Source organism: Mycobacteroides sp. CBMA 271, assembly GCF_009729205.1.
GTDB lineage: Bacteria > Actinomycetota > Actinomycetes > Mycobacteriales > Mycobacteriaceae > Mycobacterium.
The window spans coordinates 671783-695428 of record NZ_VTHB01000001.1 but is presented as its reverse complement, the minus strand read 5'-3'; the positions used below and the strand labels follow the sequence as shown (position 1 = coordinate 695428).

Sequence of the window (23646 nt, the reverse complement as noted above, 5' to 3'; positions counted from 1 at the left end):
GAGATTGCGGGCAAAACAGCGCTGGACGTCGTCACAGGCGAATGCTACGGGTAAGTCAACCTAGTTGTCATGTCGGTTCGGTATGGGCCGCATCACCTGGGCGGAAGCGATGACAGGAACTCGACCATCGCGCTGTTGACTGCGTCAGGGCGTTCCATCTGCACGAAGTGTCCCGCCCCTTCGACGATCAAAACCGACCGCAGTCCGGGAACCAGGTCGGCCATTGCCGTCATCGGGTCGCGTCCGAGCATCTCCAAGACGGGGTCCGCCGACCCGGCGATGAACGCCACCGGCACGGTAACGGGTACGTCGTGCAGATGCTCATTCTGTGCCCACACCAGATCCTCTGCGCGGTACCAGTTGAGGCCACCGGTGAATCCGGTCCGCGCGAATTCGGCGACGTAACAGTCAAGGTCCTGCTCGGAAAGCCAATTCCATGGCAGTGGAGGGGGGCTCGGCAATACGTCTAGGTAGCCGTTGCGCTTGCCGTTCACCTGTGCCGGATGATCCCAGCAGTCCAGATACCGGTTTGCGCCGCTGAGGGCATGAAACAGCGCGGCCAGGAACGTCTTTGGCTGCGCGTCCAGCTCGCGCTCCGCTAATCCCGGTTCCTGGAAGTACTCGAGATGTGTGAAGTGTTGAGAGGCAAGGTAGTTGAAGCCAACGCTGGGCTTGACCGGGAGCCGTCGAGTGCGTGGCACCGACAACTGGATCAAGGCGCGGACGCGGTCGCCGGCCCAGGCGGGCATGTCCCACACCAGATGTGCCCCGAAATCGTGGCCGCAGAACACCGCATCGGGCAGATCCAACGCATCCAACAGGCCCACCAGGTCGCTGACGGTGGTGCCGCGGTCATAGGCAGCGGCCCCCGGCGGGGCCGTCGTGCCACCGTATCCGCGCATATCCGGAGCGATGACCCGGTAACCGGCCGCCGAGAGTGCGTCCAGTTGGTGCCGCCAGGTGTACCAGAGGCCGGGAAACCCGTGGCACAACACGACCGCGGGGCCGTCGCCCTGCTCGGCGATATGCATGTCGATTCCGTTGACCGACAGCTGGCGATGGGTGAGCTGGTGAGCAGTCACCCGGCGAGGCTAGTTCACCTTGCTCGCGGCGAAGTCCGCAGCCTGGTTGATGAGCGCGCTCGGATATGAGGTGTGCGATTTCCAGCTGTCGTTGTCGCCACCCATGCATACGGGGTCGCCGTCGTTGCACAGGTCGAGGACCCGATCTCCATAGGCGCCGGCCAAGTTCTGGATCGGGGCGAAGCGGTTGACGATATTGCCAAAGGTGACGATCGCGCGGATGTGGTCACCGACCTCCGGTGGAACCGGGTTGCTGAAATTGAAGAAGTCCCCGATCGATACGGGGCCCGGTACTCCCAGCGCGGTGTCCACCACGCCCGCGCCCAGCGAGTATCCACCGACGACCAGCTTGGTGTCCGGGCAGGCATTCGCGGTCTGCTGCAGGTGTGCGCTGAGGTCATTGGCGCCGCCACCGACGTCGGTGTTGGCGTCATAGTTCACCGTGTACACGCTGACACCCTTGACGCGATTGCGTAGCGCGGCGATGAATGCGTCGCCGACGTTTCCCGCGCCCGGCGGCTGGGAACGGCCACGGGCGAATGACACTTCGACGTTGGAGCACGCAGCCGATGCCGTTGCGGGGAGGACCACAGCCAGTCCGGTGGTCAACATGATTGCCCCAACCGAGATGACCGCGGCGCGAACGGCGGCGGAGAGCAACTTACTGGCTGGGCGTGGATTCGGTTGTCGCGTCACATGCCGAGATTACGGACAATTCGCTGTCGTTGCCATGTGATTTCGTTCTCTCAGGTGGCGGTGTAAGCGCTGCTGTATCGGATTCGGCGTTGGTTTTGGGGCGCGATTGGATGTTTCTACGTTGGTTCGCGAGTACTAGCCCAGCGAGAATGACTGCGGCGCCGATGTACTGGATGGGCGCAATGGTCTCCCCGAGTAGTACCCACCCGGCGATTACTGCGCACAGCACCTCGGTCAGGCCGATTAAGGACGCATAGCTTGGTTTGAGCCGGGCAATGGCGGCGATGCCGGTGAGATAGGCGATGGCCGTTGTGACGATGCCGAGTATCAGAATGGGTACGTACACAGGTGCATTCCAGCCTGCGACGTGCACGTCCTGGGGGGAAAACGTCACGGGCATGAGTCCGGTAAGTCCGAATCCAGCCACCGCGATGCTGCCGACCAGCAGCCCGCTCGTGGTCAGTGTGATGGGTTGCAGCCCTTGGGCCTTACCGTCTGCGCGGTGCGAGGCGATGAAGTAGTACGCGGCGCACACTGCCGCGCCAAGTCCCCACAGCACGCCGACGGTTTCGACGCGGGATCCGCTGAAGATGTTGAGGACCAATAGCATTCCGGCCAGGGCCAAAGCGGCTCCGGCGAGCACCTGAGCGCGTGGTCGCTGTCGTGTCCAGAGCCATGTCCATGCGATCACGAGGATGGGGCTGAGGAATTCGAGGAGCATCGCGACGCCTACCGACATGTGCCTGACCGCGCCGAAGTAGCAGAACTGTGCGCCGGCGACGGGAATGATGCCGTAGAGCACAACGACTTTGGCGTGCCGTCGCGCCTCTGCGAACCAGCCGGGAGCGAGGATGCAGGCGACCACGATCATGACGACCGCACCGGTGGCCAGACGTGCAATGACCACGGCCGTCAGTGACCATCCGGTCGTCATGAGGGATTTCGCGAAGGGGCCGGAAAATCCGAAGGTGGCGGCCGAGATGATGGCGAGGATCAGCCCGGTGCGAAATGACGTCTTGTCGTGCACCGCACCTCCCGCATGTCATGAGTAAAATTGAATACGGTCGTGACGGTACAAGTGAAGGATGTAAGGTGTCAAATGCTTTTTACTCATGACACTGAGCAGGGGCTGCGGTCGGCCGCGGAACTGATCAACACGGCGTGCAACGAGCGGGAACTGCTGCCGAACCTGGCGGCGCTGCCGCCGCTGCTCGACCGGTACGGCTGGACGGGCAGGCGTGACGGTGACGAGGCCGAGCTTGCCGCGGTGAAGGCGCTAAGAGTGCGGCTCGGCGATATTTGGGCACATGTCAACGACGAGGAGTACGTGGTTGGGCAGGTCAACGCGCTGCTGGCCGATACTCATGCCTCGCCGTGGCTCACCCGGCATGTCGAGGAACCCACGTGGCATCTGCACATGGCCGCCCCAGGCGCACCGCTGGCAGATCGCCTGGGCGCCGAGACCGCCATGGTGTTCGCGGACCTGGTGCGCATGGGAGAGCAGCGCCGCCTGAAGACCTGCGCGGCACCGGACTGCGACGCGGTGCTGGTTGACCTGTCGCGCAACAGATCCCGGATCTTCTGCGACACCGGAAACTGTGGCAATCGGCAGCATGTTGCCGCCTATCGGGAACGCCTGCGCGACGAGCCGTGAGTGTTACTGCGCGTACGCCTGAATCGGCCGACCCAGGTAGGCGAGTTCGTCGCTGACGGTCACCAGGCGGACCTGGATGGTTTCCGCGCCGGCGGTAAGAAGTATGTGATCGCCGTACCCGTTGGGTTGGTCGATGATGACATCGGGCCGGGCCGGAAGCGCGTCGTACTCACTGCTGATGATGTGCAGGGCTGTGCAGTTGCTCGGCAGTGCGGTCGGCTGCATGCCGTCTACCACGGCGAGGGTGCATCGGGGGTCGATAAATCCTGGGCCACTGGCGAATTGGATGCGGTTGGCATCGCCGATGGAGGTCACCATGACATCCCACATATGTGGCCGGTCGGTGTAGACGACGATGAGGGCGCCGACCGCCACGGATCTGAGCACGACCTGCTGGCATACGTAGAGCTCGGCACGCACGACCACGGTGTGCACACCCTGTCCGGACAACCGTGCCGCGATGGCGCGACCCGACATGTCCGAGCCCACCAGCTGTCCACAGCCAGAGGTAGGTAGGTGTATCGCGTCGAGCTCATCGTTGCTCATCTCGATGCTTCGCGTTAGGTACTCCAATCCGATGGCACCCACCGGAAGTCCTGCAAAGAATGCATCGCGCTGGCTGCCATTGAGCGATGTCATCCCGGTGGAACGGCGCACCGGAAGCTGTTCGTCGGTGGCCCAACGGACCAGTGCGCCAACAGATGTTCGGCCCTTCGCGGCGGGGCGCAGCCGTACGGTCACGCTGGTTTCCAGCGTTGGCCGGGCCCACAGCCCGGTTAGGGTGGCATCGGTGATGTACCACGGGTCAATTCCCATGGCGACGTTGTACGAGTCGATCAGGGTGAGCCCGCTCCAGTCTTCGTGCATGGGCGCCCCCGCGTACTGGCGGAGCATCTCGGCGCTGATTCGGTGAATCTGCCCGGCCTGCAGGATGGTGCTGGCGCAATGCGCCGCCGCCAACGCTCGTCGGACGCGCGCGGTGGCGATAACGGCACATCGTTCCGCGCCACGCCGTCCGCCTCCGCGGCGGAACACCGCGTCTACATTGACGCCGGGGTCGAATCGCAGCACCACCCACACGGTGCGAATGGCAACGGCCGGTAGGGGACCCACCAGTCGGTCGTAGCCACCGCGCAGGACGGTGCCTTGCGCGGTGCGTTGCCCGTTACTGATGACGTCGATGCTCTCGAGGTCAATATCGTGCTGCTGCATGCACTCTCGCAGTACCCGCAGCGGCACCAGCGAGTCGGTGGCGCAGTGGTCCGGTGTGATCACCGAGGGGTGGCGCTGGGTTGCGCTGATTTCCAGCACGGTGATGAGTTTGCCGTTCTCCCATCGTGTGCCGGTCCAGCTGTCCTGACTGCTGGGGGTGTCGGCGATGCTGCCCGAGCTTCGATAGGTGCGGCCTGTCAGATACCTGAAGCCGGTGACGATCCAATGCCTGACGGTCTGGCCTCCCCATCGCCCGAGGACGAGTGCCAGCGCGACGATGGCAATCAGCAGTGCCGCCCACCACGGCCAGCCGAATAGCAAGGAGACGAGGACCGCGGCGAGAATCAGCAGCTGCGAGATCACCATGATCTGGATGGGCATCGTGGCCCGACGTACCTGTTCCGGTGCCGCCCCGCTCGAGGTCACGTTTCCCCTTCCATCCCGCCCGCTATCCCGCATGGTGCGATCGTTACCCGACCCGCAACCTATCGTGGTTGCCCAGTATTGCAATAGGCTGCATGCCCGTGTGGCCGGTACGTAGGATCTAACAAGATCTGGGGGCCGGCCTAGAGGCATCATTGGTCGTAGATTCGAGTTTCGCAGATTTTCCTGGAGGGGGGACGATGGCGCGACAACCGACAACTCGGCTGCAGGTCAGCGGGTACCGGTTCCTAGTGCGGCGTATGGAGCATGCACTGGTTCGCCGCGACGTCCGAATGATCCACGACCCGATGCGGTCGCAGTCGAGCTCTCTGATGGTTGGTGTTGCGCTGGCCACGGTGGTGGTTGCGGGTTGTGCGATTCTGGCGTTCTTCCGCCCCAACATGCCGCTGGGGGATCAGCCCATCGTGATGGCGAAGGACACCGGCGCGGTTTACGTCCGGATCCAGGACACGCTGCATCCCGCACTCAATCTGGCGTCAGCGCGGTTGATCTCCGGGAACAACCAGAATCCCAAGCCGGTCAAGGATTCGGAGCTGGCCAAGGCACGACGCGGTCCGCTGGTGGGGATTCCCGGTGCGCCGGCCTCGATCGCTGATCCGTTGCAGGGCGACGACGTGATCTGGACTGTGTGTGATGTCTCGACGCCGCCGCCGAGCTCTACCGTCACCACCACCGTGATCGCCGGAAAGGTGACTCTGGAGAACGGCAACCAAGATATGCCGAAGGATCGGTACGCCTTGGTGACGGTGAACAGTCAGACGTACCTCCTCTATGACGGTAAGCGGGCGGCGGTGGATCTGACCAACCCGGCGGTGACCCGCGCCTTGCGGCTGGAAGGTGTGACGCCCCGGCCGATCTCGATGAACGTGCTCAATGCCATCCCCGAGGTGCCGGCCATTGCGCCGCCGCCGATCCCGGACAATGGCGCGCCATCGACCATCACGACCGCCGGTGTTCGGGTGGGGTCTGTTATCAAGATGAGCCGCGCGGATTCATCCGAGTACTACGTCGTGCTCGGATCGGGGGTGCAGCGTGTCAACGAGGTGACCGCGGACCTCATCAGGTTCTCCGATTCCCAGGGTGCGCAGGACATCGTCACCGTCGCGCCGGATGTGATCTCGGGACATCCCAGCGTCAACCTGCTTGCGGTGCAGACCTTCCCGGAGCGTGCCGGCAAGACCGTCGATGTCCCGGAGAAATCGGTGCTGTGCGGCAGTTGGAAGCCCGGTCAAGAGAAGACGCAAGAGCATGCCACCACCAAACTGTTGTTGGGCAACTCGCTGCCGTTGAAGACCGATCAGGTGCCGGTGGTATTGGCGCAGGCCGATAAGGAAGGCCCCAACGTCGATACGGCCTACATTCCGCCGGGGCATAGCGCTTTCGTGCGTTCCACCGGTCTCGGTGGAGACACTGGACGCGCCGAATCCCTGTACCTCGTTCTCGACACGGGTGTGCGTTTCGGTGTCGGAAACCTTGATTCCGCAAAGGCGCTGGGGCTCACCGTCGATCCGGTTGCAGCGCCGTGGCCGGTCGTCGGTCTGCTACCGCCTGGACCGCGGTTGAGCAAGGAAGACGCCCTCGTCGTGCACGACGGAATGCCACCCGACAAGACCGGTTTGGCGATCAACCCGTCCACTTCCGCGACCCAGGCGCCAGCCTAGGGGCTTTCGCGGCGTTACTGGGTGGTCTCGGTGGAGTTGTCCCGGCCTTGCCGGAGCCTGCGAACCGGAGCCAACATCGCCAGCGCCGCAGCCAAAAAGGCTGCGCACACGGCTATCCCGATCAGTGCGACGCGTCGTGGTCGCGGATCGGGAGGCGCCGGCGCGGGAGGCAGCTGAAGTTTCTTGGCCGCGTTGGCCCGTGCGAGATCGCTGGTGGTGGCCAGGTCATCGCTGACCGCTGCGAGCGCGTCGACAACCCCAAAGCCCAGATACGGGTCCCAGCCCCCCGGCGGACGATGCGCGGTGTTCTTGATGCGATCCATCACCTCACGCGCACTGAGCTGAGGGAATCGTGAACGCACCAGTGCCACAACGCCACTGACCACCGGCGCCGAGAAGCTGGTGCCCTGGATGGACACTGGACCCTGCTCGCCGATGTAGGCGTTGGTCAACGCGTCGCGGTTGGGGTCGAGGGAGATGATGTCTTCGCCGGGTGCCGAGACGTCGACCCAGGGGCCGCCGAGGCTGAACTTAGAGGGCTGCCCATCCGGGCCGATGGAGCCCACGGTGAGAACGAAATCGTTGTACCAGGCCGGACTCACCGTTTCCAGTACGGAATCCCAATCGGGGGTGTTGGGTCTGGCGGGGTCGGGCGGCGGATTCTGGTTCTTGCACTGCCCATCGCCGACGTTTCCCGCGGCGACGACCACGACGACGTTCTTGACGTCGACGGCGTACTGCAGCGCGGCGCCCAACGGACGATCGTCCAGGAACTGCTTGGCCGAGGCACAGGCCACCTCGGAGATATTGATGACGGTCGCGCCGAGGTCCGCCGCGGTTCGCACCGCCATCGCCAGCGTGTCCACATTTCCAACGCCGCTGATTTTCGAAGGATCGTTCTGGTCGTTCGCGCCGCCCTTGTTCTTGACCGCAAATTTGGCGCTGGATTGGCGAATGGTGATGAGGCTGACGTCCGGGGCGATGCCGCTGAACGCGCTCGCACCGGTGGGATCCGGTGCGGCCGCGATGATTCCGGCAACGATGGTGCCGTGGGCATCACAATCTTGGGTCCCGTTGCCACCCTCAAAGACGTAGTCGCCGCCGGGGATGAGCGGTGGCAGCCGAGGACTGCGCGCCACCCCGGTGTCGATGACGGCGACAGTCTGTCCGGCACCGCGCGACAGCTGCCACACCAAGGGCAGGTCCAGCCCACGTTGCTGCGTGGGCACCCTGTTGATGTCGCGCTTGGGATCGATGCCGGGGAATCGGCACAATTCCTTTTGCTCCGTGGGTTCGAGCGGGGCGGCAGGACGCGGACCGGGAAGCGAGCTCGGGTCGACCGGTAGCGGTGCATAGGCGCGAGCCGTCGCGAGTACGTGCGTCGAACCCGTCGCCAACTGCGACGACATCGCCAACATCACAACGGCTCCAGCGGTGGCGACACGGCGGACCACGCCGAGGTTCATGGCAGGTTCAATCCCCGCACGGCGCTGTAGACGCCACATACCCAGACGGCTACCGGCACGATCAACGACAGTGCGATGTATTCGATGATCTCCACGCTTCGGCGTGCGACCGGCGAATACTTGCGCGCCGACACCAGGAAGCCAAGTGCAATCGCTGAACCGGCCGCGATCGCGGCCAACGCAGTGGTGTAGATCGCCGCCGCCGGGTAGGCAACCGCGACGAAGGTGAATACCGCCGCCGGAATGGCCAAGCCGCCCAGGTTGATGGCCACTGTCTGGGTGAGATCGGCATGCGAGCGCGCCCGAAGCATCATTGCCAGTGCGATCAGGCCCGCGAGGACGACTCCACTGAATCGGTGCATGCCGGTGGGGTGATGCGAACCGGCCCCCGAGAAGGTCAGTGCCGCAAGTACCGCGCCCACCGCGGTGACGGCAGAGGTTCCGCACACCAACCCGGTCAGCACGGCGTGCGCCCGCAGTGCCTTCTCTCGAAGATCGGGAAGTGGCGGCAGCGCCGTGGCGTCTTCGACGTCGTCACCCTCGGTATCGAGCCCGTCGAGACCCTCGATAGCTTCGATCGGAGCCGTGGAGTGCTCCGGGCGCGACGGTGCTCCCTGTGTGGGCACAGGAGGAAGAGGTAGTCGGGCGAGAAGCATCGCCGCGCGTGGCGACAGCGCCACCGAACAGACACCTACCGCGCCGATGACGGCTCCAAGGCTGTAGATCGGCGGCTCGAACAGCACGTAACCCAGCGCCGCAGCGAATCCGAGAAGCGATGCGGAGGCCACCGCAACCAGCGACATTGTTCCGGTGCCGGTCGCGCGCATGGCCAGGATGGACACGACCATCGCCACCATGAGCGCGAGCATCACATGCGGAGCGCCGTACTTGCCCGGTACGAAGAGTGCGCCGGCCACCGCGGAAAATCCCACCGCACAATGGCTCAACATCACGGAGGCGAGCTCGTCGGCGTACACCCTGTTCGCGAAGACTGCGGCAGTGATCGCCAGGAGCGCGATCGCGACGGCGATGATGGGTAGCAGCAGACCTGGATTGGTGGCGCCCGCGCGGAGCAGCGCGGTCGCGCCGAGCAACGCGGCCAGCCCGCACACCGCGCCACCGAGGATTCGCGCGGCAGTCCGGCTCCATGGATGTGCGGATACGGTGCGGAAGGTAGACACCGCAAGGAAGACGTCGTCGAACAGCGGATCCGGTGCCGTGACATCCGATCGCGTCAGAATCAGTTGATCGCCGTCGCGAACCTCCAGCTCCCCAAGGGTGCTGGACATCTGCAGCGGCGGCTGACCGGGCCGCGACAACCGCCAATGCGTTTCGACGGCGTCGTCCGGGCTGGTCAGCTCGGGAACACCGACGTGCTGATTGATGATGTCGACGATCGAACCGACCAACAGGGCCAGCGGAACACTCGTAGGCAGCGCCAGGTCTACCTGGGTGCGCTCAGCCTGAATCGACACGCGGCACAGTTCGAGAACCGCCGAACGTTGCTCGGCGCCGGACTGCGCATGTGTCATCCTGTGCCCCCTGCCTGCCCCCACGATCAATGATCTTTGCGCATGCACACTAGCCGAACGCGGCTAAGCGCCGCCAGCGGTTCGGCGCAACCCGCTGGCCAGCATCCCGATGACCAGCGGCTCCGGCGATCTTGTCGGCGAATTCGTTGCGGCGCCGCACATACCGGCCCTATCCTGTAGCCCGCCGTGAGCTGGACTGTAGCGTGGACGCAGCAGGTTGCCACGAGATGTGACGCGGGGGAAGCGGAGGGCCAGGGGTGAGCATCGCGTGAACACCACAATCTTTATCCGTCGGCCACGGCTGGCGGTGCCGCGCGTGCCAGGTGGCGAGGTCAATGTCCAGCCGCCGCCGGAGATTCCGCGGCCGGTGCCATCGCCGCTCGTCGCGAAGATCATGCCGCTGGTGATGGTCGTGGCGATGGTGGGCATGGTCGCCTTCTTCATTACCTCGGGCAGCCTGGGTGGTGGCGCAGGCGGCGGAATGATGCGCAGCCCGATGATGATGATGTTCCCGATCATGATGATGGTCTCGATGGTCGGCATGATGTCCCAGGGCGGCGGCAAGGGTGCGAAGACCAGTGAGATCAACGAGGACCGCAAGGATTACCTGCGTTACCTAGAAGTAGTGCGCAAGAACGTCTCCGATACCGGTGGCGCTCAACGCAAGGCCCTGCTCTGGAACAACCCCGACCCGTCCGCGTTGTGGACACTGGCCGGCGGCCGGCGGATGTGGGAGCGGCGTCCCGGAGACAGCGACTACTGCCATGTCCGCGTCGGACTGGGGGATCAACGACTCGCCGCCCAGCTGGTGGCACCCGAGATTGGCCCTGTCGAGGAACTTGAGCCGGTTGCCTCCGTCGCCTTGCGCCGGTTCGTGCGGACCCACTCACTGGTACCTGAGCTGCCGATCGCGTTGAACCTCAGAGGTTTTGCGGCCGTCACCATCGATGGCTCACCCGAGGTGGCGCGAGGCATGTTGCGCGCCATGATTTGTCAGTTGGCGATGTTCCACGGCCCCGACCAGTTTCTGGTCGCCGCGGTGGTCAATCGGCATGCGGCACCGCACTGGGACTGGCTCAAGTGGCTTCCGCACGCCCAGCATCCGACCGGCTACGACGGGGTTGGAACATCGCGGCTGGTCTACCACTCGCTGGGCGAGGTCGAAGAATCGTTGGCGTCGCTGATCACCGAGCGTGAACGGTTCTCGCGGACCGCACAGCCGTCCGCCGACCGGCCGCAGATTCTTATCGTCGTCGACGGCGGCACACTGATCGGTTCCGAACGTCTCATCATCGACCACGGCATCGATTCAGTGACCCTCGTCGAGATCGGCATCAGGGTGGATCCGCTGGCGGCCCGCCGCGGTATGCAGCTCGAGTTGACCGAGCGTGGGCTTGGCGCCAAAGGCAATGTGGGGTCGGAAGTCTTCGCCCACCCCGATCACCTGACCATCACCGAGGCGATGGCCTGCGCCCGAAGGTTGGCGCCCTACCGGGTGCTCACCGGAAGCAGTGACGAAGTCCAGATCCAAACCGAAGTCAGCACCCGCTGGTCCGATATCGTGGGTATTGGCGATCCTGGACTTCTCAACCCGGAAGTGGTGTGGCGCAACAGGGTTGGTCGTGACAGATTGCGGGTGCCGATCGGCATCGCGGTCGACGGCACCCCGATGGAGCTGGATATCAAGGAAGCCGCCGAAAACGGCATGGGTCCGCACGGACTGTGCATCGGTGCGACCGGTTCGGGTAAATCGGAGTTCCTGCGAACACTGACGTTGGGCATGATCGCCACCCACTCGCCGGATGCCCTGAACCTTGTGCTCGTCGACTTCAAGGGTGGTGCGACGTTCCTTGGGCTGGACCGGGCGCAGCATGTCGCGGCCATCATCACCAACCTCTCCGATGAAGCGCATCTCGTCTCGCGTATGAAGGACGCGCTCGCCGGCGAGATGAACCGGCGCCAGGAGGTGTTGCGGGCCGCGGGTAACTTCGCGAATGTCACCGAGTACGAGCGTGCCCGCTCGGCCGGTGCGTCGCTATCACCGTTGCCGGCGCTCTTCATCATCGTCGACGAGTTCTCCGAGTTGCTGAGTCAGCATCCAGATTTCGCGGAGCTGTTCGTAGCCATCGGCCGGCTTGGTCGCTCATTGCACGTGCATCTGCTTCTGGCTTCGCAGCGCCTCGACGAAGGTCGCCTGCGCGGGCTGGAATCGCATCTGTCCTACCGGCTGTGCTTGAAGACGTTCTCGGCCAATGAGTCCCGCGCCGCTATCGGCGTGCCGGACGCCTACCACCTGCCGAATACGCCAGGGTCCTGCTATCTCAAGGATGACTCGGGGGAGTTGACGCGGTTCCAAACCTCATACGTGTCGGGTGCGTACGTGCCCTACGGGCCGGCACGTCGCGTGGTCACTACCGGTGCCGCAGCAGCGCCGCGGTTGTTCACCGCGGCGCCGGCGGTGCTGCAGACGCGAACTGAGGTGGTCGAGGATGCCCCGGCCGAGACCAATGAGATGGGTCGGTCGGTGATCGATACGATCCTCGACCGCGTTGAGGGGCACGGCAATCCGGCACACGAGGTGTGGTTGCCGCCACTGGATGATTCGCCGACTGTCGGTGACCTCATCCCACGGCACGGTCGCGCAGGTTTCGATGCGGTCGGCAGCCTGACCATTCCGATCGGCATCGTGGACCGGCCCTACGAGCAGCGCCGTGACCCATACATCGTCGACCTCTCCGGCGCCGCGGGCAACGTAGCGATCGTCGGATCGCCTCAGTCCGGCAAGTCGATGACGATCCGTACCCTGGTGATGTCGCTTGCCGTGACGCACAGTCCCGCCCAGGTGCAGTTCTACTGCCTGGACTTCGGTGGTGGCACGCTTACGTCGCTGGCGCAGCTGCCGCACGTAGGTTCGGTGGCCAGCCGTTTGGACAGCGACCTGATTCGCCGCACGTTCGCCGAGATGCTGACGATCGTCAGGTCGCGCGAGAACACCTTCCGCGCCTTGGGGATCGACTCGATGGCCGAGTATCGGCGGCGTAAGGGCGCTGGGGACCCGCAGCTTGCGAAAGATCCGTTCGGCGACGTGTTCTTCATCATCGATGGCTGGTCGACGGTCCGCCAGGAGTATGAGGTGCTGGAGCAGCAAGTCACCGCACTCGCCGCGCAGGGGCTCGGTTTCGGCGTGCATACCGTGGTGGCCGCATCGCGGTGGGCTGAGATCCGGCCCGCACTCAAGGATCAGATCGGCACCCGCGTCGAGCTGCGCCTCGGTGATCCGCTGGACTCGGATTTCGACCGCAAATTGGCACAGCTCGTTCCGGACGGCAGGCCCGGCCGCGGCATCACCCGCGATCGGCGGCACATGCTCATCGGACTGCCGCGCCTGGACAGCGTCTCGTCGAACGAGGACCTGGGCGAAGCGATCGGTGCGGCGGCGGCGAGCATGCGACAGCGCAGCGCAGCCGAAGCTCCCAAGGTGCGCATGCTGCCGCACAAGGTGGATTACGCCGCGCTGGTTCCCCTGGCGCCACCGAACGACAAGCCGAACCTGCGGATTCTTATCGGCGTCAACGAGTCTGAGCTGGCCCCGACGTTCCTCGAATTCGGCGAGCAGCCGCACATGATCATCTTTGGCGATAGCGAGTGCGGTAAGACTGGACTTTTGCGCACCATTTGCCGAGAGGTTGTCCGTACCACCACCCCGCAGCAGGTGCAGTTGTTCCTGGTGGACTACCGCCGCACCCTGCTCGGCGTGGTCGAGACCGAGCACCTGGCCAAGTATGCGATGTCGAGCAGCACGTTGGTGGATGAGATGCCAGCGCTGATCGAGCTCCTCAAGTCGCGTATGCCGGGACCCGACGTCACGCAGCAGGAGCTGCGTGACAGGTCCTGGTGGTCGGGTCCGGAGATCTACATATTGGTTGACGACTATGACCTGGTGGCGCTCGCGAGTGGAAACCCACTGTTGCCTTTGGCGGAGTACGTTCCGCACTCGAAGGACATCGGCCTGCACATCGTCATTGCGCGTCGCACCAGCGGCGCTTCCCGCGCCATGTTCGAGCCGTTACTGGCGCGGATGAAGGACCTATCCAGCATTGGCTTGCAGATGACGGGCAGCAAGGATGAGGGTGTGCTGCTCGGGACGGTGCGTCCGAGCGAGCAGCCACCGGGCCGCGGCACCCTGGTCATGCGCTCGGGTGGCCAACAACTGATTCAGGTTGCTTGGAGCGATCCGCAGTGATTCCGGATCGCGATTCGCAGATGGGGACGCGGGTAGCGATCGAAGTGACCGAGACCGCTGTTCGGGCGCGAACCGAGGCTGGCGTCCGCGATGCCGGGCGCTCCGATGTCCGATCGGCTGTCGCCGCGCTGGATGACGATGTGGCCTTGTTGCCCCATCGCGTGGTTCCGTCGCGTGCTCTTTGGGCGGCGTTGTTCGAGTCCTTGATTACAGACAAGAATGCGCCGGTCCGTCTCGATTCCATGCAGCTGATCCATCCGACGACCTGGAGTCCGGGACGGCTCACGTTGATGTCGAACGCGGGCCGAATGATGGCCGCGACATTGACGATGCGGTCGAGGGCACTCGCGCTCGCCGAGCGCGGTGTGCGTACCGACATGTCGGGGCGCGCGTATGTGGTGGTCGAGGTGTCGCCGAACGAGGTCGCCGTCGCCATTGTGGGACATGGCTCAGATGGTGAGCCGGTGGCGGCGGTTCGTCACCTCGAAGAGCGATCGTGGGAAAACAAGAGTGTCGCTGACGTCGCGCGCGCTGTCGCCCGAGCGGTGGAGGAGATTGTTCGAAATGAACGCCCCGGGGTCGCGGCGATCCTTGTCGACTCAGCAGACAAGGAGGTGGGGGAGGCGATCGTTGAGGCAGTCGACCGGATCGGGCTGACTCCCGGTGTGTCGCAGGTTGCCGCGGATGCGGCATTCCGAGAGGTCAACCAAGCTCCCCGTGTGTCGTCGTTCTTGGACGAGTCCGCTGACGAGCCCGAGCATCCCGATGTGCACCGCGCGCCCGAGTGGACACCCGCTGCCCGGGTGGGCGCTGTGCCGCGCCTGCCGAGGTGGTGGCCGGCGGCTGCGATCGGCCTGGCTGCGGCGATCGTGGTGACGGGTGTGGTGCTGACCGTGGCCTCAACGCGGGAGCGGCGCCCGTCGCCGACGCCCCCCGCCACGGCGACCTCGCTGCTGGTGGAGGGGCGTGTGCAGCTCATGGTGCCGGCCGAATGGGCGGTCCGGCGCATACCCGCAGGTGGTGCGGGATCGGCGCGGGTCGAGGTGATCTCTCCCCAGCATCCGGAGGCAACGGTCCACGTGACGCAAGTACGGGTGAAGTCGACGGAGACCTTGGCGTCGACTGCCGAGACTCTGCGCGCCGCGATGGCGAAGGAGCCGCCGGGTATCTTCACGGATTTCACGATGGATGACAGCAAGATGGGGCGTCCCGCGGTCACCTACATCGAGATTCGGGAGGGTCATGACATCGCCTGGACAGTGCTTCTAGATCACGACCTGCGGATAGGCGTTGGCTGTCAGTTCAAGAAAGATAGCTATCAATATGTTGAAAGCGCTTGTGAACTGGCTATTCGTACCACGCGTGCAGTCCAGTCGGGTAACTAGAAAGATTGCTGAAAAAAACTTTGAAAAAGATGGAACCGATCTGGCGGTAGGGCCATCGTATCTAGTTGTAAGGACAAAACCGGCCAGAAACCGGGAGTCACACCCGTGACTGGCCGGGCCTGGGGACAAGGGAGGACATGACATGGCATACAAACAGGACATTGATCTGATCACCGCTGCGGAGCAGCACATCGACTCACGTCATGGTGAATTCAATGGGCTCGACAACAGGCTGATCAATGAAGTTGACAGCATCCCCAAGTCCACATGGGATGGCAGCGCGGCCCAGGCGGCCCAGGAAGCAGCCTCGCGGATTCATGGGCTAATGGCGAAGACCACCCAAACTCTTGGAGAGATTCGGGAAGTTATGCAGGTTAACCGTCAGCATCTCGAGGAGCTCGAGAACAATGGCGGCCAGGGCTTCCAGCACATCGGTTAGTTGAACCCAAGACACTCACACGACAGGAAGAGGATCGAACATGGTCACTTATAATCATGGCGAAATTGCAACGCTGGTCAGCAGCCTGAGAAGTATCGGCCAGAAGTATGAAGAGGCTCTGGGAGGTCTCCAGAGCGACGTGGCCCCGCTGATCAATGAGCACGAAGGTGTTGACGCGGACGCGTACCACGGCTTCCAGCAACAGTGGCAGAAGCAGGCCCAGGAAGTTCACGAAACTGTGGCTTTCTACACGAATGCGATCGAGCAGGCGGATCACGATGCCCAGCAGACCGACAAGACGAACGCTGGTCGCTGGGGCTGATATAGATGCAGGGCCGGCAGCGACTGAGGTCCTTATGTAAGCCCTGTGGGGCCTTGGTGGAGGAGAGCCACCAAGGCCCCACAGTTTTTTCTGTGGACACTGAATATTTGATAGCGGGGGAACGTTCGGTTTCTCTTGGCGACCATGTGGCGGAGGCGGGGTCGCAACGATCTGGCTGGTGGCATAGACTTTGCGGATCGATTCCGGATTGTGTTGCGGTATCAGATGAGCAGGGGGCGTCGTGTTGAGAATTGCTCTCGTCTGGCTACGCGCCCAAGTTGAGCGTGCTCAATTGAAGTATCTCTGGCAGACCGCAACAATTGCGGTATTGGCCTCCACCGCGGCCTTCGGAGGCCTTGCCACGGCGCCCGCGATAAGAATGGCGTCGTTGGGTGATGAAGTTTCTATTGGACCTCTCCGCATTACTCCACACGCCCTAGTCGTGGGATGTAGCGAAGAGAAGGTTCCTCGCGGTGCCGCCTTGGACATTAGGGATGGCCAGTCCCTAGTCGTGTTGCGTGCCACGATTGAGAGCGCTGCCGATGAAGATGTTTCGTTTGGCAGTGGCGATTCAACTCGTGTGTTCAAGCTCCAGTCGGAGCCGCGTTACGCGTATTTAGGGGTATATCCAGAAGATGCAAAATACTATGTCTCAGATATCGCGGCGCGCTCGACGATGGACGTGTCCATTATCTGGAGGATTCCCACAGTTCAGGCCAATGAGATGTCGACCGTGACGATTTTCATTTACGATTTAGAGAAGCAGCAAAGCCTCCTGCTCCCTTCGATGGATTGGGGGATTACGGTGAGACATACTGGTAGTCAGCTGTCGGTTCCAATGACGAGGTGTTGAAATAGTGCGCGCTATGCAATCGGAATTAGGACGCACGCTCGCCGCCGCAGCTCTTGTGCTTGTCGCGACGTTCTTATGGTCGCTTATTCCGACGCGCCCCGAATCGTATTCAGCGCTCGTTGTTCCTGGTGGCATGCGTCAGAATCTACTTGGCCGAAATATCGACGTAATCGTCCATGGTGTATACCGATCACCACATATTTCAGTCGCATCTAATGTGCCAAATATTTACACCGACTATTACGCGAAAGGGTACTGGGTTGTGGTCGATGTTACCTGTGGAACTCTCGTTGCGGACACACCGATTCTGGCCTACCTGCATTCGGCCGGTGTTCGAACGTCACCTCGCACGACCGTCTCCATCTCAAAGGGGCAGCCATCTGATTTTCAACCGGGCCTGAAGTATCGATTCCCTATCATATTTGAGATTCCGAGCGGTAGCGACGAAATGACCGTTTCATTTATGAACTGGTTCAAGGATGATCGCAGCGAATTGACAATGGATGCGCCGCTCGACTCCGAGCTTGAAATCAAGATCCCTTCAAATGAGATTCAAGTTCGGCCGATGCTAACTATCAGGGGATCCGAGGTTCAGTGAGGAAAATCGGGTTAGTGAAGAGGGACGTATTTGCAGTCACGGTCATCGTTGTATTTATAGGTCTGTACTACCAGGCGGTCTGGCGTCCAGGCTTGGTGGAATCCATGCAAGACAGCCCGCCCTCCTTGGTTGTGGCTCCAGATAGTAGTGTTGAGCTTTACGGCGTCACGTGGCGTATGCGTGAGATACTCGTTCCGGATTCTGATTCGGATTCTGACTCGGGTTACTTTGCATCTCCGCCTCAAAATGGCCGCGTCGTAGCGTTCCTGTTCGAACGTTCGCGTAACGGTCAAGCGGTAACTCAATGGAGTCGGACGGAATACCCTCCATGTCTGACGAGCGTAGTCGATGATCGTATGCGGCGTTGGAGAAGTGGAGTGTTTCCATCGGCCATCGATAAGTGGGCCAGTCAAAACGGATACCTCACGCAATGCGCTCAAGAATCGGGCAGCGGACAATTTGTTCTAATTGCGACAGTACCTGCTGAAGCTCATTTGATGGGTGCAGATGTACTGTTTAGAGAATCTGACGAGAAGGAATCCATCGTTCGATTTAAGATTACCTGATCGGCAATTCTGGCACAGAACCAGTACATTCCGGCAATGAGGCAGATGCGAATTGGTTCTATCGCGGCGCCAATAAATAGTCGAATTGTAGCTTCGCGGCTTGTCCACCAGGCGTATTCGTGGGGGCCGAAGAGATATGCCAGTCCTCGCCAAAGATATCCGTCGGATATCGTAGCGTCGAAGAATGTGTCCGTCGGGTACAGGAGGACTAATGTTGCGAACATGACTATGTATAACGCTACCGGGAGAGGTCCGGTTTGCAATGCGAGTCGTAAAGCGTCGCGTATGTGATCGAATGTTCCAAGGACGGTAGAACGGATTTCATCTGTGCGGGACCTAACCACTGCCGGAAGTTTCTGCCACTGCGATTGCACTGTGGCGACTGGTTTCCGCGTGATGCCGGCGAGTCGGTCAAAATGTCGTTGGCCAAGAATTGCTCTGGAGGCGTTACCCCACGTCGATGTATTGGTCTGAGCGTAGGCCAGTCCGGCGATGACGAACCAAGACAGCGGTGCGAGAATCGCTTGCGTTGCTCCGGCCGTATGCTCGGCAACCCAGCGGATGACATCGGCTACCGGCCCGAGATGCTCGAGAACTGCTTGCTTCTGTTCGTGATACCAAACGACGACCTTGCGTTCATTCATCCATCTAGGCGATCCGTAAATAGCGGCTGCCGATGCAATGAAGAATATGTATATCCAAGCAGATTCCACATATAGGCGGGGAAAGATTGTCCATTTCGGTAACCGATTGGCAACTGCAATAAGAATTCTACGTACCGCAAGCAATGACACAACGATCAAAGTAAGAACACTAGTACTGGGGTTCGTGAGTTGTCCTACCGTTGCCATCTCGCGGGCGTTGACCTCGTTGCTGCGCGTATAGGAACCGGCAAGGTGCTCTTCGGCAATCTGTAGTACGGCTTGGTGGTCGAAATTCCATGCATCGCGCATTTGGAGTTTCCAGAGCACGAAGATGGCAAATGCTGGCAGCAGGATTTCGAGCGCTGTCTTAAGAAATTCTTCAACACCGGTATCGGCCGTGTCTGGGAAGATGTACGGCCGCAGTACCCAGAACATGCCGAGGTATGTCAGCAGCATCGTGAGAGGAGACAGCGGAAGAATGAAGTCGCCCCAGATCATCCCGTGCTTGACGGCCACGGCGACGGCCAGCTGCACGATGCCGTATCGGACCATCCATCCGACCAGGTAAATGGCGATCAACTGCAGGAAGCATCGTCGATACAAGAAGAATGTGTTCTTCAGGATCTCCACGCCTGCGCCTCCCCGTCTGCCGTCGAACACGATAATCCCACGAGAGTCGCTCGACCGCGTTTTGACCTGCGATGACGTGTCCCGGTAAGCTTCGCCGCTGGTGTGCGGTACATCAGTACACGAGGCTCGGGTCACCACTGGTCGCCGAGATCAACCTCGATCGCACGCTGCGACCAGCGCCCTGACCAGCCCGAAAGCTGTCTGGGGACCAACCCGAGTAGACAAAGGAAAGATAGTGCCTACCTACACGCCCAAGGCGGGTGACATCACCACCAGCTGGTATGTCATCGACGCCACGGACGTGGTGCTCGGCCGTCTTGCCGTTCAAGCAGCCACCTTGCTGCGCGGCAAGCACAAGCCGACCTACGCCCCCCATGCCGATGGTGGCGATTTCGTCGTCATCATCAACGCAGAGAAGATTGCCCTCAGTGGCAAGAAGCTCACCGACAAGTTCGCCTACCGTCACTCGGGTTACCCGGGCGGCTTGCGCAAGCGCAGCATCGGCGAGCAGCTGCAGAAGTTCCCCACTCGCACGGTGGAGAAGGCAATCATCGGCATGCTGCCGAAGACCAAGCTGGGCCACCAGATCGAGCGCAAGCTCAAGGTGTACGCCGGCCCGGAGCACCCGCACGCCGCGCAGCAGCCGATCCCGTTCGAGATTAAGCAGGTGGCTCAGTGACCGATATCGCCGAAGAGCAGACCCCGGAAGAAGTTACCGAGGATGCAGTGGAGACCGGTGACCAGGCAGTCGTCGAGGCGTCTGTCAGCGACACCGTAGAGACTGAGACCGTCAAAGCCGCTTCTCGTGGCCCCATCGTCATCGACAAGCCCATCCAGACCGTTGGCCGCCGCAAGGAAGCCGTCGTCCGGGTGCGCCTCGTGCCAGGCACCGGCAAGTTCTTCTTGGACGGCCGCAGCCTGGAAGAGTACTTCCCGAACAAGGTGCACCAGCAGCTCATCAAGGCGCCGCTGGTTTCCGTGAACCGAGTGGACAGCGTGGACATCTACGCTCACCTGCACGGTGGAGGCCCCTCGGGTCAGGCCGGCGCGCTGCGTCTGGCGATTTCCCGTGCGCTCATCATCGTGGAGCCCGAGGATCGTCCGGTACTGAAGAAGGCCGGCTTCCTCACTCGTGACCCGCGTGCGATCGAACGCAAGAAGTACGGTCTCAAGAAGGCCCGCAAGGCGCCTCAGTACTCGAAGCGCTGATCGATTCAGTTCGTCCGCGTATTGCGCCGGCACACAACCTGTGTGTCGGCGCAATCGCGTTTTTGGGCCAGGTTGGTTGTGAGAGATTTAAGGGATGGGCACTGTGTCTAATGTTCTTCGCGCAAGCGGCTCATCGCTATTCGGCACCGACGGCGTTCGCGGCGTCGCCAATGCCGAGCTGACGGCTGAGCTCGCGATGGCGCTGGGGTCCGCCGCGGCGCGGTCGCTGGCCGCTGGTCGCGCCACCGCAGTCGTGGGTCGCGATCCGCGCGCCAGTGGAGAGATGCTGGAAGCGGCGGTTGTCGCGGGGATCGCGGCAGAAGGTGTCGACGTGCTCCAAGTGGGTGTGCTTCCCACGCCCGCCGTGGCTTACTTGACGGGCGCGTACGGTGCGGCCTTTGGCGTCATGATCTCTGCCTCGCATAATCCGATGCCCGACAATGGAATTAAGATTTTCGGCGCCGGCGGACACAAGCTTGACGACGCCGCCGAGAATGCCATCGAAGCCCAGCTCGAAGCTCCCGTGGTCCGTCCGACCGGTGCGGGAATCGGCCGCGTCCGTGATGCGGCTGACGCCCTCGATCGGTATCTGCACCACGTCGAGAACGCCGGCACCCACCCGTTGGCCGGAATCACCGTGGTCGTCGACTGCGCGCACGGGGCTGCCTCCGATGCGGCGCCGCTGGCGTACCGCGCGGCAGGCGCTCACGTCATCGATATCAACGCCGACCCCGACGGGCTCAACATCAACGACGGCTGTGGGTCAACACATCTCGGTCCTGTCAAGGAGGCAGTCCAAGCCCACGGTGCTCAGCTGGGGCTCGCGCACGACGGCGATGCCGATCGGTGCCTCGCGGTGGATGCCAACGGAAATGTCATCGACGGAGACGCCATCATGGTCGTCCTTGCCGCGGCAATGGCGGAAGCCGGTGAGCTGACGGACAACACGCTCGTCACCACGGTAATGAGCAACCAGGGCCTGCATATCGCAATGCGTGCTGCGGGTATCGACGTCAAGGTGACTGCGGTCGGCGACCGCTACGTCCTCGAGGAGCTCCGCGCCGGCCAATTCGCCTTGGGCGGTGAGCAATCCGGCCATATCGTGCTGCCTTCCCTGGCGACCACCGGCGACGGCATCGTCACTGGCCTGCGTCTCATGTCCCGGATGGCGCAGACGGGTAAGTCGTTGGCCGAACTCGCCTCGGCGATGCGCAGCCTGCCTCAAACACTCATCAACGTTCCGGTCTCGGATAAGCACACGGTCGCGCAGGCGCCCGAGGTCCTTGCCGCCGTCGCCGCGGTCGAATCCGAGCTGGCGGGAAATGGACGAATCCTGTTGCGTCCCTCTGGAACCGAACAGATCGTCCGGGTCATGGTGGAGGCGGACGAGCAGTCCACCGCACAGGGTCTGGCGGAGCGGGTGGCCAAGGTGGTGGGCGCGGTCTAGGCTCGCGTCAGCGTGCGGGTGTAGAGCGCGGCGCCCGCGGCATCGCACAGGGTCACCGTCAGGTCGCCGCTGCCGCCGTCAATGTCGATCTGTCCGAAGTGTTGGAATCCGTCCAGCGGTGACCGCTTGCCGCCGTCGGATGTCGCGTGCACGAAATCTGCTCGCGGTCCGAACGTTCCGTCCAAGGGCTTCTCGTCGCCGGCGCCCGCATGCAGCGGTCCGGACACAAATTCCCAAAACGGGTCAAAGTCGGTGAAGGCGGCACGCGCGGGTGAGTATTCATGCGCGGCGGTGTAGTGCACATCGGCTGTCAACCACACCGCATTGCGCACCTGTCGCGCCTTGAGTTGCGAGAGGATATGTGCCAGTTCGGTTTCGCGTCCGAGCGGGGTGCCGTTGTCACCGTTGGCGACCGCCTCGAAGTTCACCTTGCCGTCGGGCACCACCAGCGCCAGTGGCAGGTCATTGGCCACGACCTTCCACACGGCCGTTGAGGAGGCCATGGCGTCGATCAGCCATTCGGTCTGTCGGGCGCCGAGGATGGCGCCAGACTGTTGGCGGTTGGGGGAGTTGGGGTCCTTGTAGCTGCGCATATCGAGGATGAACACGTCGAGCAGCGGTCCGTATGAGACTCGTTGGTATACCCGGCCGTCCACCGCCTCGCGGGCTTCGAGCGGCTGCCATTCATGGAACGCGCGGTGCGCGTGCTCCGCCAGCACGTCGACGCGTTTCTCGGAGTATTTGTCGCTGTCAAGGACCTCGCCGGGATACCAGTTGTTGACCACTTCGTGGTCATCCCACTGCACAACCTGCGGTACGTGCGCGTTGAAGTACCGATAGTTGGCATCGGTGAGGTTGTAGGCGTGTTGACCCCGGTATTGGTCGAGTGTTTGCGCAACAGCGCTTTTCGCCTCCGACACCTGATTTCGCCAGATCCGACCGTCGGGCAATGTCAGCGTCTCCGGTATCGGCACATCCGCGTAGACGGTATCGCCGCTGTGAATGAAGAAGTGTGGGTTTCGATCCGCCATGGTGCGGAAGACCTTCATCCCTCCGACATCCGGATTGATTCCGAAACCCTGTCCGGCCACGTCGCCTGACCAGATCAGCCGCACATCGCGCGCCGTCGACGGCGCCGTTCTAAAGACGCCGATGACCGGCTCACTCAACGTGCCGTCCGAGTCCAGCGTGACCCGGTAATGCACCTCGGTGTCGGCGGGCAGGCCGGTCAGCCGCAGCCGCCCGGTCCCGTCGGACTCGGGGGTAAGCGCTGGCCCCGTGAAACGCCGTGCGTCCGAGAACCGTTCGGTACCAGCGGTTTCGACGATCATGGTGGCGGGGCGATCCGAACGGGCCCAGATCACCGCCCCGTCGCTGCGCGGGAACCCGCTCGCAACGCCATGCGTCAGCCTCGGGCGCGTCGTCACCAGCGCCGGTCCGCATGCCGCAGCCGGAGCCACTGCGAGCCCCAGCAGGGCGGCGCGTAACACGGTGCGGCGCGGGACAGCGGTCATCCCACTACCTTCGGGGCAGCGGGAAAACGCGCGTCGAACGCAATGTGAA

General features: G+C 62.6%; 19 protein-coding genes. 11 read left to right on the top strand and 8 right to left on the bottom strand.

Going from position 1 to position 23646, the window contains the following annotated elements:
* Positions 1 to 92: 92 nt before the first annotated feature.
* Genes FZI91_RS03440 through FZI91_RS03430 form a run of 3 tightly spaced genes read right to left on the bottom strand, consistent with a single transcriptional unit; the run spans position 93 to position 2805 of the window.
* Positions 93 to 1082, bottom strand: coding sequence for an alpha/beta fold hydrolase (locus tag FZI91_RS03440; RefSeq protein WP_162526222.1), 990 nt, complete (start codon positions 1080 to 1082; stop codon positions 93 to 95).
* 9 nt (positions 1083 to 1091) lie between these two features.
* The gene (locus tag FZI91_RS03435) at positions 1092 to 1742 is read right to left on the bottom strand and encodes a cutinase family protein (protein ID WP_155937785.1); all 651 of its coding nucleotides are present in this window, start codon (positions 1740 to 1742) and stop codon (positions 1092 to 1094) included.
* Between the two features lies 1 nt (position 1743).
* The gene (locus FZI91_RS03430; RefSeq protein ID WP_162526221.1) at positions 1744 to 2805 is read right to left on the bottom strand and encodes a DMT family transporter; all 1062 of its coding nucleotides are present in this window, start codon (positions 2803 to 2805) and stop codon (positions 1744 to 1746) included.
* 72 nt (positions 2806 to 2877) lie between these two features.
* Here FZI91_RS03430 and FZI91_RS03425 point away from each other — a divergent pair, with 72 nt between their 5' ends.
* Entirely contained in the window at positions 2878 to 3432 is a 555-nt protein-coding gene (locus FZI91_RS03425) for a CGNR zinc finger domain-containing protein (RefSeq protein ID WP_162526220.1), read from the top strand.
* 3 nt (positions 3433 to 3435) lie between these two features.
* Here the strand turns inward: FZI91_RS03425 and eccE are convergent, their stop codons facing one another.
* Positions 3436 to 5070 (bottom strand): type VII secretion protein EccE, encoded by a 1635-nt coding sequence (eccE, locus tag FZI91_RS03420; protein ID WP_162526219.1) that lies wholly within the window; start codon positions 5068 to 5070, stop codon positions 3436 to 3438.
* Positions 5071 to 5267: 197 nt separating this feature from the next.
* Between eccE and eccB the strand changes: the two genes are divergently transcribed.
* Complete coding sequence (eccB, locus tag FZI91_RS03415) at positions 5268 to 6749, top strand: type VII secretion protein EccB (protein WP_155937194.1); 1482 nt, start codon at positions 5268 to 5270, stop codon at positions 6747 to 6749.
* A 14-nt stretch (positions 6750 to 6763) separates the two neighbouring features.
* Here the strand turns inward: eccB and mycP are convergent, their stop codons facing one another.
* Together mycP and eccD are read right to left on the bottom strand one after the other, a co-directional pair.
* On the bottom strand, positions 6764 to 8215 hold the full coding sequence (gene mycP / locus FZI91_RS03410) for a type VII secretion-associated serine protease mycosin (RefSeq protein ID WP_155937193.1): 1452 nt from the start codon (positions 8213 to 8215) through the stop codon (positions 6764 to 6766).
* The gene (eccD, locus tag FZI91_RS03405) at positions 8212 to 9747 is read right to left on the bottom strand and encodes a type VII secretion integral membrane protein EccD (RefSeq protein WP_155937192.1); all 1536 of its coding nucleotides are present in this window, start codon (positions 9745 to 9747) and stop codon (positions 8212 to 8214) included. Before eccD ends, mycP begins: the two co-directional genes overlap by 4 nt.
* 268 nt (positions 9748 to 10015) lie before the next feature.
* On the opposite strand from eccD, the gene eccCa reads away from it, so the two are divergent.
* The 6 genes from eccCa to FZI91_RS03375 all read left to right on the top strand — a co-directional run bounded on the left by eccCa (position 10016) and on the right by FZI91_RS03375 (position 17587).
* Positions 10016 to 13990: a type VII secretion protein EccCa gene (gene eccCa, locus FZI91_RS03400; protein ID WP_162526218.1), complete on the top strand. Its 3975-nt coding sequence runs from the start codon at positions 10016 to 10018 to the stop codon at positions 13988 to 13990.
* Complete coding sequence (locus tag FZI91_RS03395; protein ID WP_162526217.1) at positions 13987 to 15375, top strand: type VII secretion-associated protein; 1389 nt, start codon at positions 13987 to 13989, stop codon at positions 15373 to 15375. Before eccCa ends, FZI91_RS03395 begins: the two co-directional genes overlap by 4 nt.
* Before the next feature lie 142 nt (positions 15376 to 15517).
* Positions 15518 to 15814: a WXG100 family type VII secretion target gene (locus FZI91_RS03390; protein ID WP_155937191.1), complete on the top strand. Its 297-nt coding sequence runs from the start codon at positions 15518 to 15520 to the stop codon at positions 15812 to 15814.
* Positions 15815 to 15854: 40 nt separating this feature from the next.
* Positions 15855 to 16136, top strand: coding sequence for a WXG100 family type VII secretion target (locus tag FZI91_RS03385; RefSeq protein ID WP_155937190.1), 282 nt, complete (start codon positions 15855 to 15857; stop codon positions 16134 to 16136).
* A 241-nt stretch (positions 16137 to 16377) separates the two neighbouring features.
* The gene (locus tag FZI91_RS03380) at positions 16378 to 16989 is read left to right on the top strand and encodes a hypothetical protein (protein ID WP_155937189.1); all 612 of its coding nucleotides are present in this window, start codon (positions 16378 to 16380) and stop codon (positions 16987 to 16989) included.
* Positions 16990 to 16993: 4 nt separating this feature from the next.
* Positions 16994 to 17587: a hypothetical protein gene (locus FZI91_RS03375; protein ID WP_155937188.1), complete on the top strand. Its 594-nt coding sequence runs from the start codon at positions 16994 to 16996 to the stop codon at positions 17585 to 17587.
* A 490-nt stretch (positions 17588 to 18077) separates the two neighbouring features.
* Here FZI91_RS03375 and FZI91_RS03370 read toward each other — a convergent pair whose 3' ends face one another.
* Positions 18078 to 19427, bottom strand: coding sequence for a hypothetical protein (locus tag FZI91_RS03370; RefSeq protein WP_155937187.1), 1350 nt, complete (start codon positions 19425 to 19427; stop codon positions 18078 to 18080).
* Between the two features lie 235 nt (positions 19428 to 19662).
* Between FZI91_RS03370 and rplM the strand changes: the two genes are divergently transcribed.
* From rplM to glmM, 3 genes are all read left to right on the top strand, one after another.
* Positions 19663 to 20106 carry a 50S ribosomal protein L13 gene (gene rplM / locus FZI91_RS03365; RefSeq protein WP_162526216.1) on the top strand — a complete coding sequence of 148 codons (444 nt, stop codon included), beginning with the start codon at positions 19663 to 19665 and terminating at the stop codon, positions 20104 to 20106.
* The gene (rpsI, locus tag FZI91_RS03360; RefSeq protein WP_162526215.1) at positions 20103 to 20636 is read left to right on the top strand and encodes a 30S ribosomal protein S9; all 534 of its coding nucleotides are present in this window, start codon (positions 20103 to 20105) and stop codon (positions 20634 to 20636) included. The genes rplM and rpsI overlap by 4 nt, the downstream gene beginning before the upstream one ends.
* A gap of 103 nt (positions 20637 to 20739) precedes the next feature.
* Complete coding sequence (gene glmM / locus FZI91_RS03355; RefSeq protein ID WP_309224141.1) at positions 20740 to 22083, top strand: phosphoglucosamine mutase; 1344 nt, start codon at positions 20740 to 20742, stop codon at positions 22081 to 22083.
* Here glmM and FZI91_RS03350 read toward each other — a convergent pair.
* Positions 22080 to 23597: an alkaline phosphatase gene (locus FZI91_RS03350; RefSeq protein WP_155937185.1), complete on the bottom strand. Its 1518-nt coding sequence runs from the start codon at positions 23595 to 23597 to the stop codon at positions 22080 to 22082. The two genes, glmM and FZI91_RS03350, sit on opposite strands and share 4 nt — an antisense overlap.
* Between the last annotated feature and the right edge of the window lie 49 nt (positions 23598 to 23646).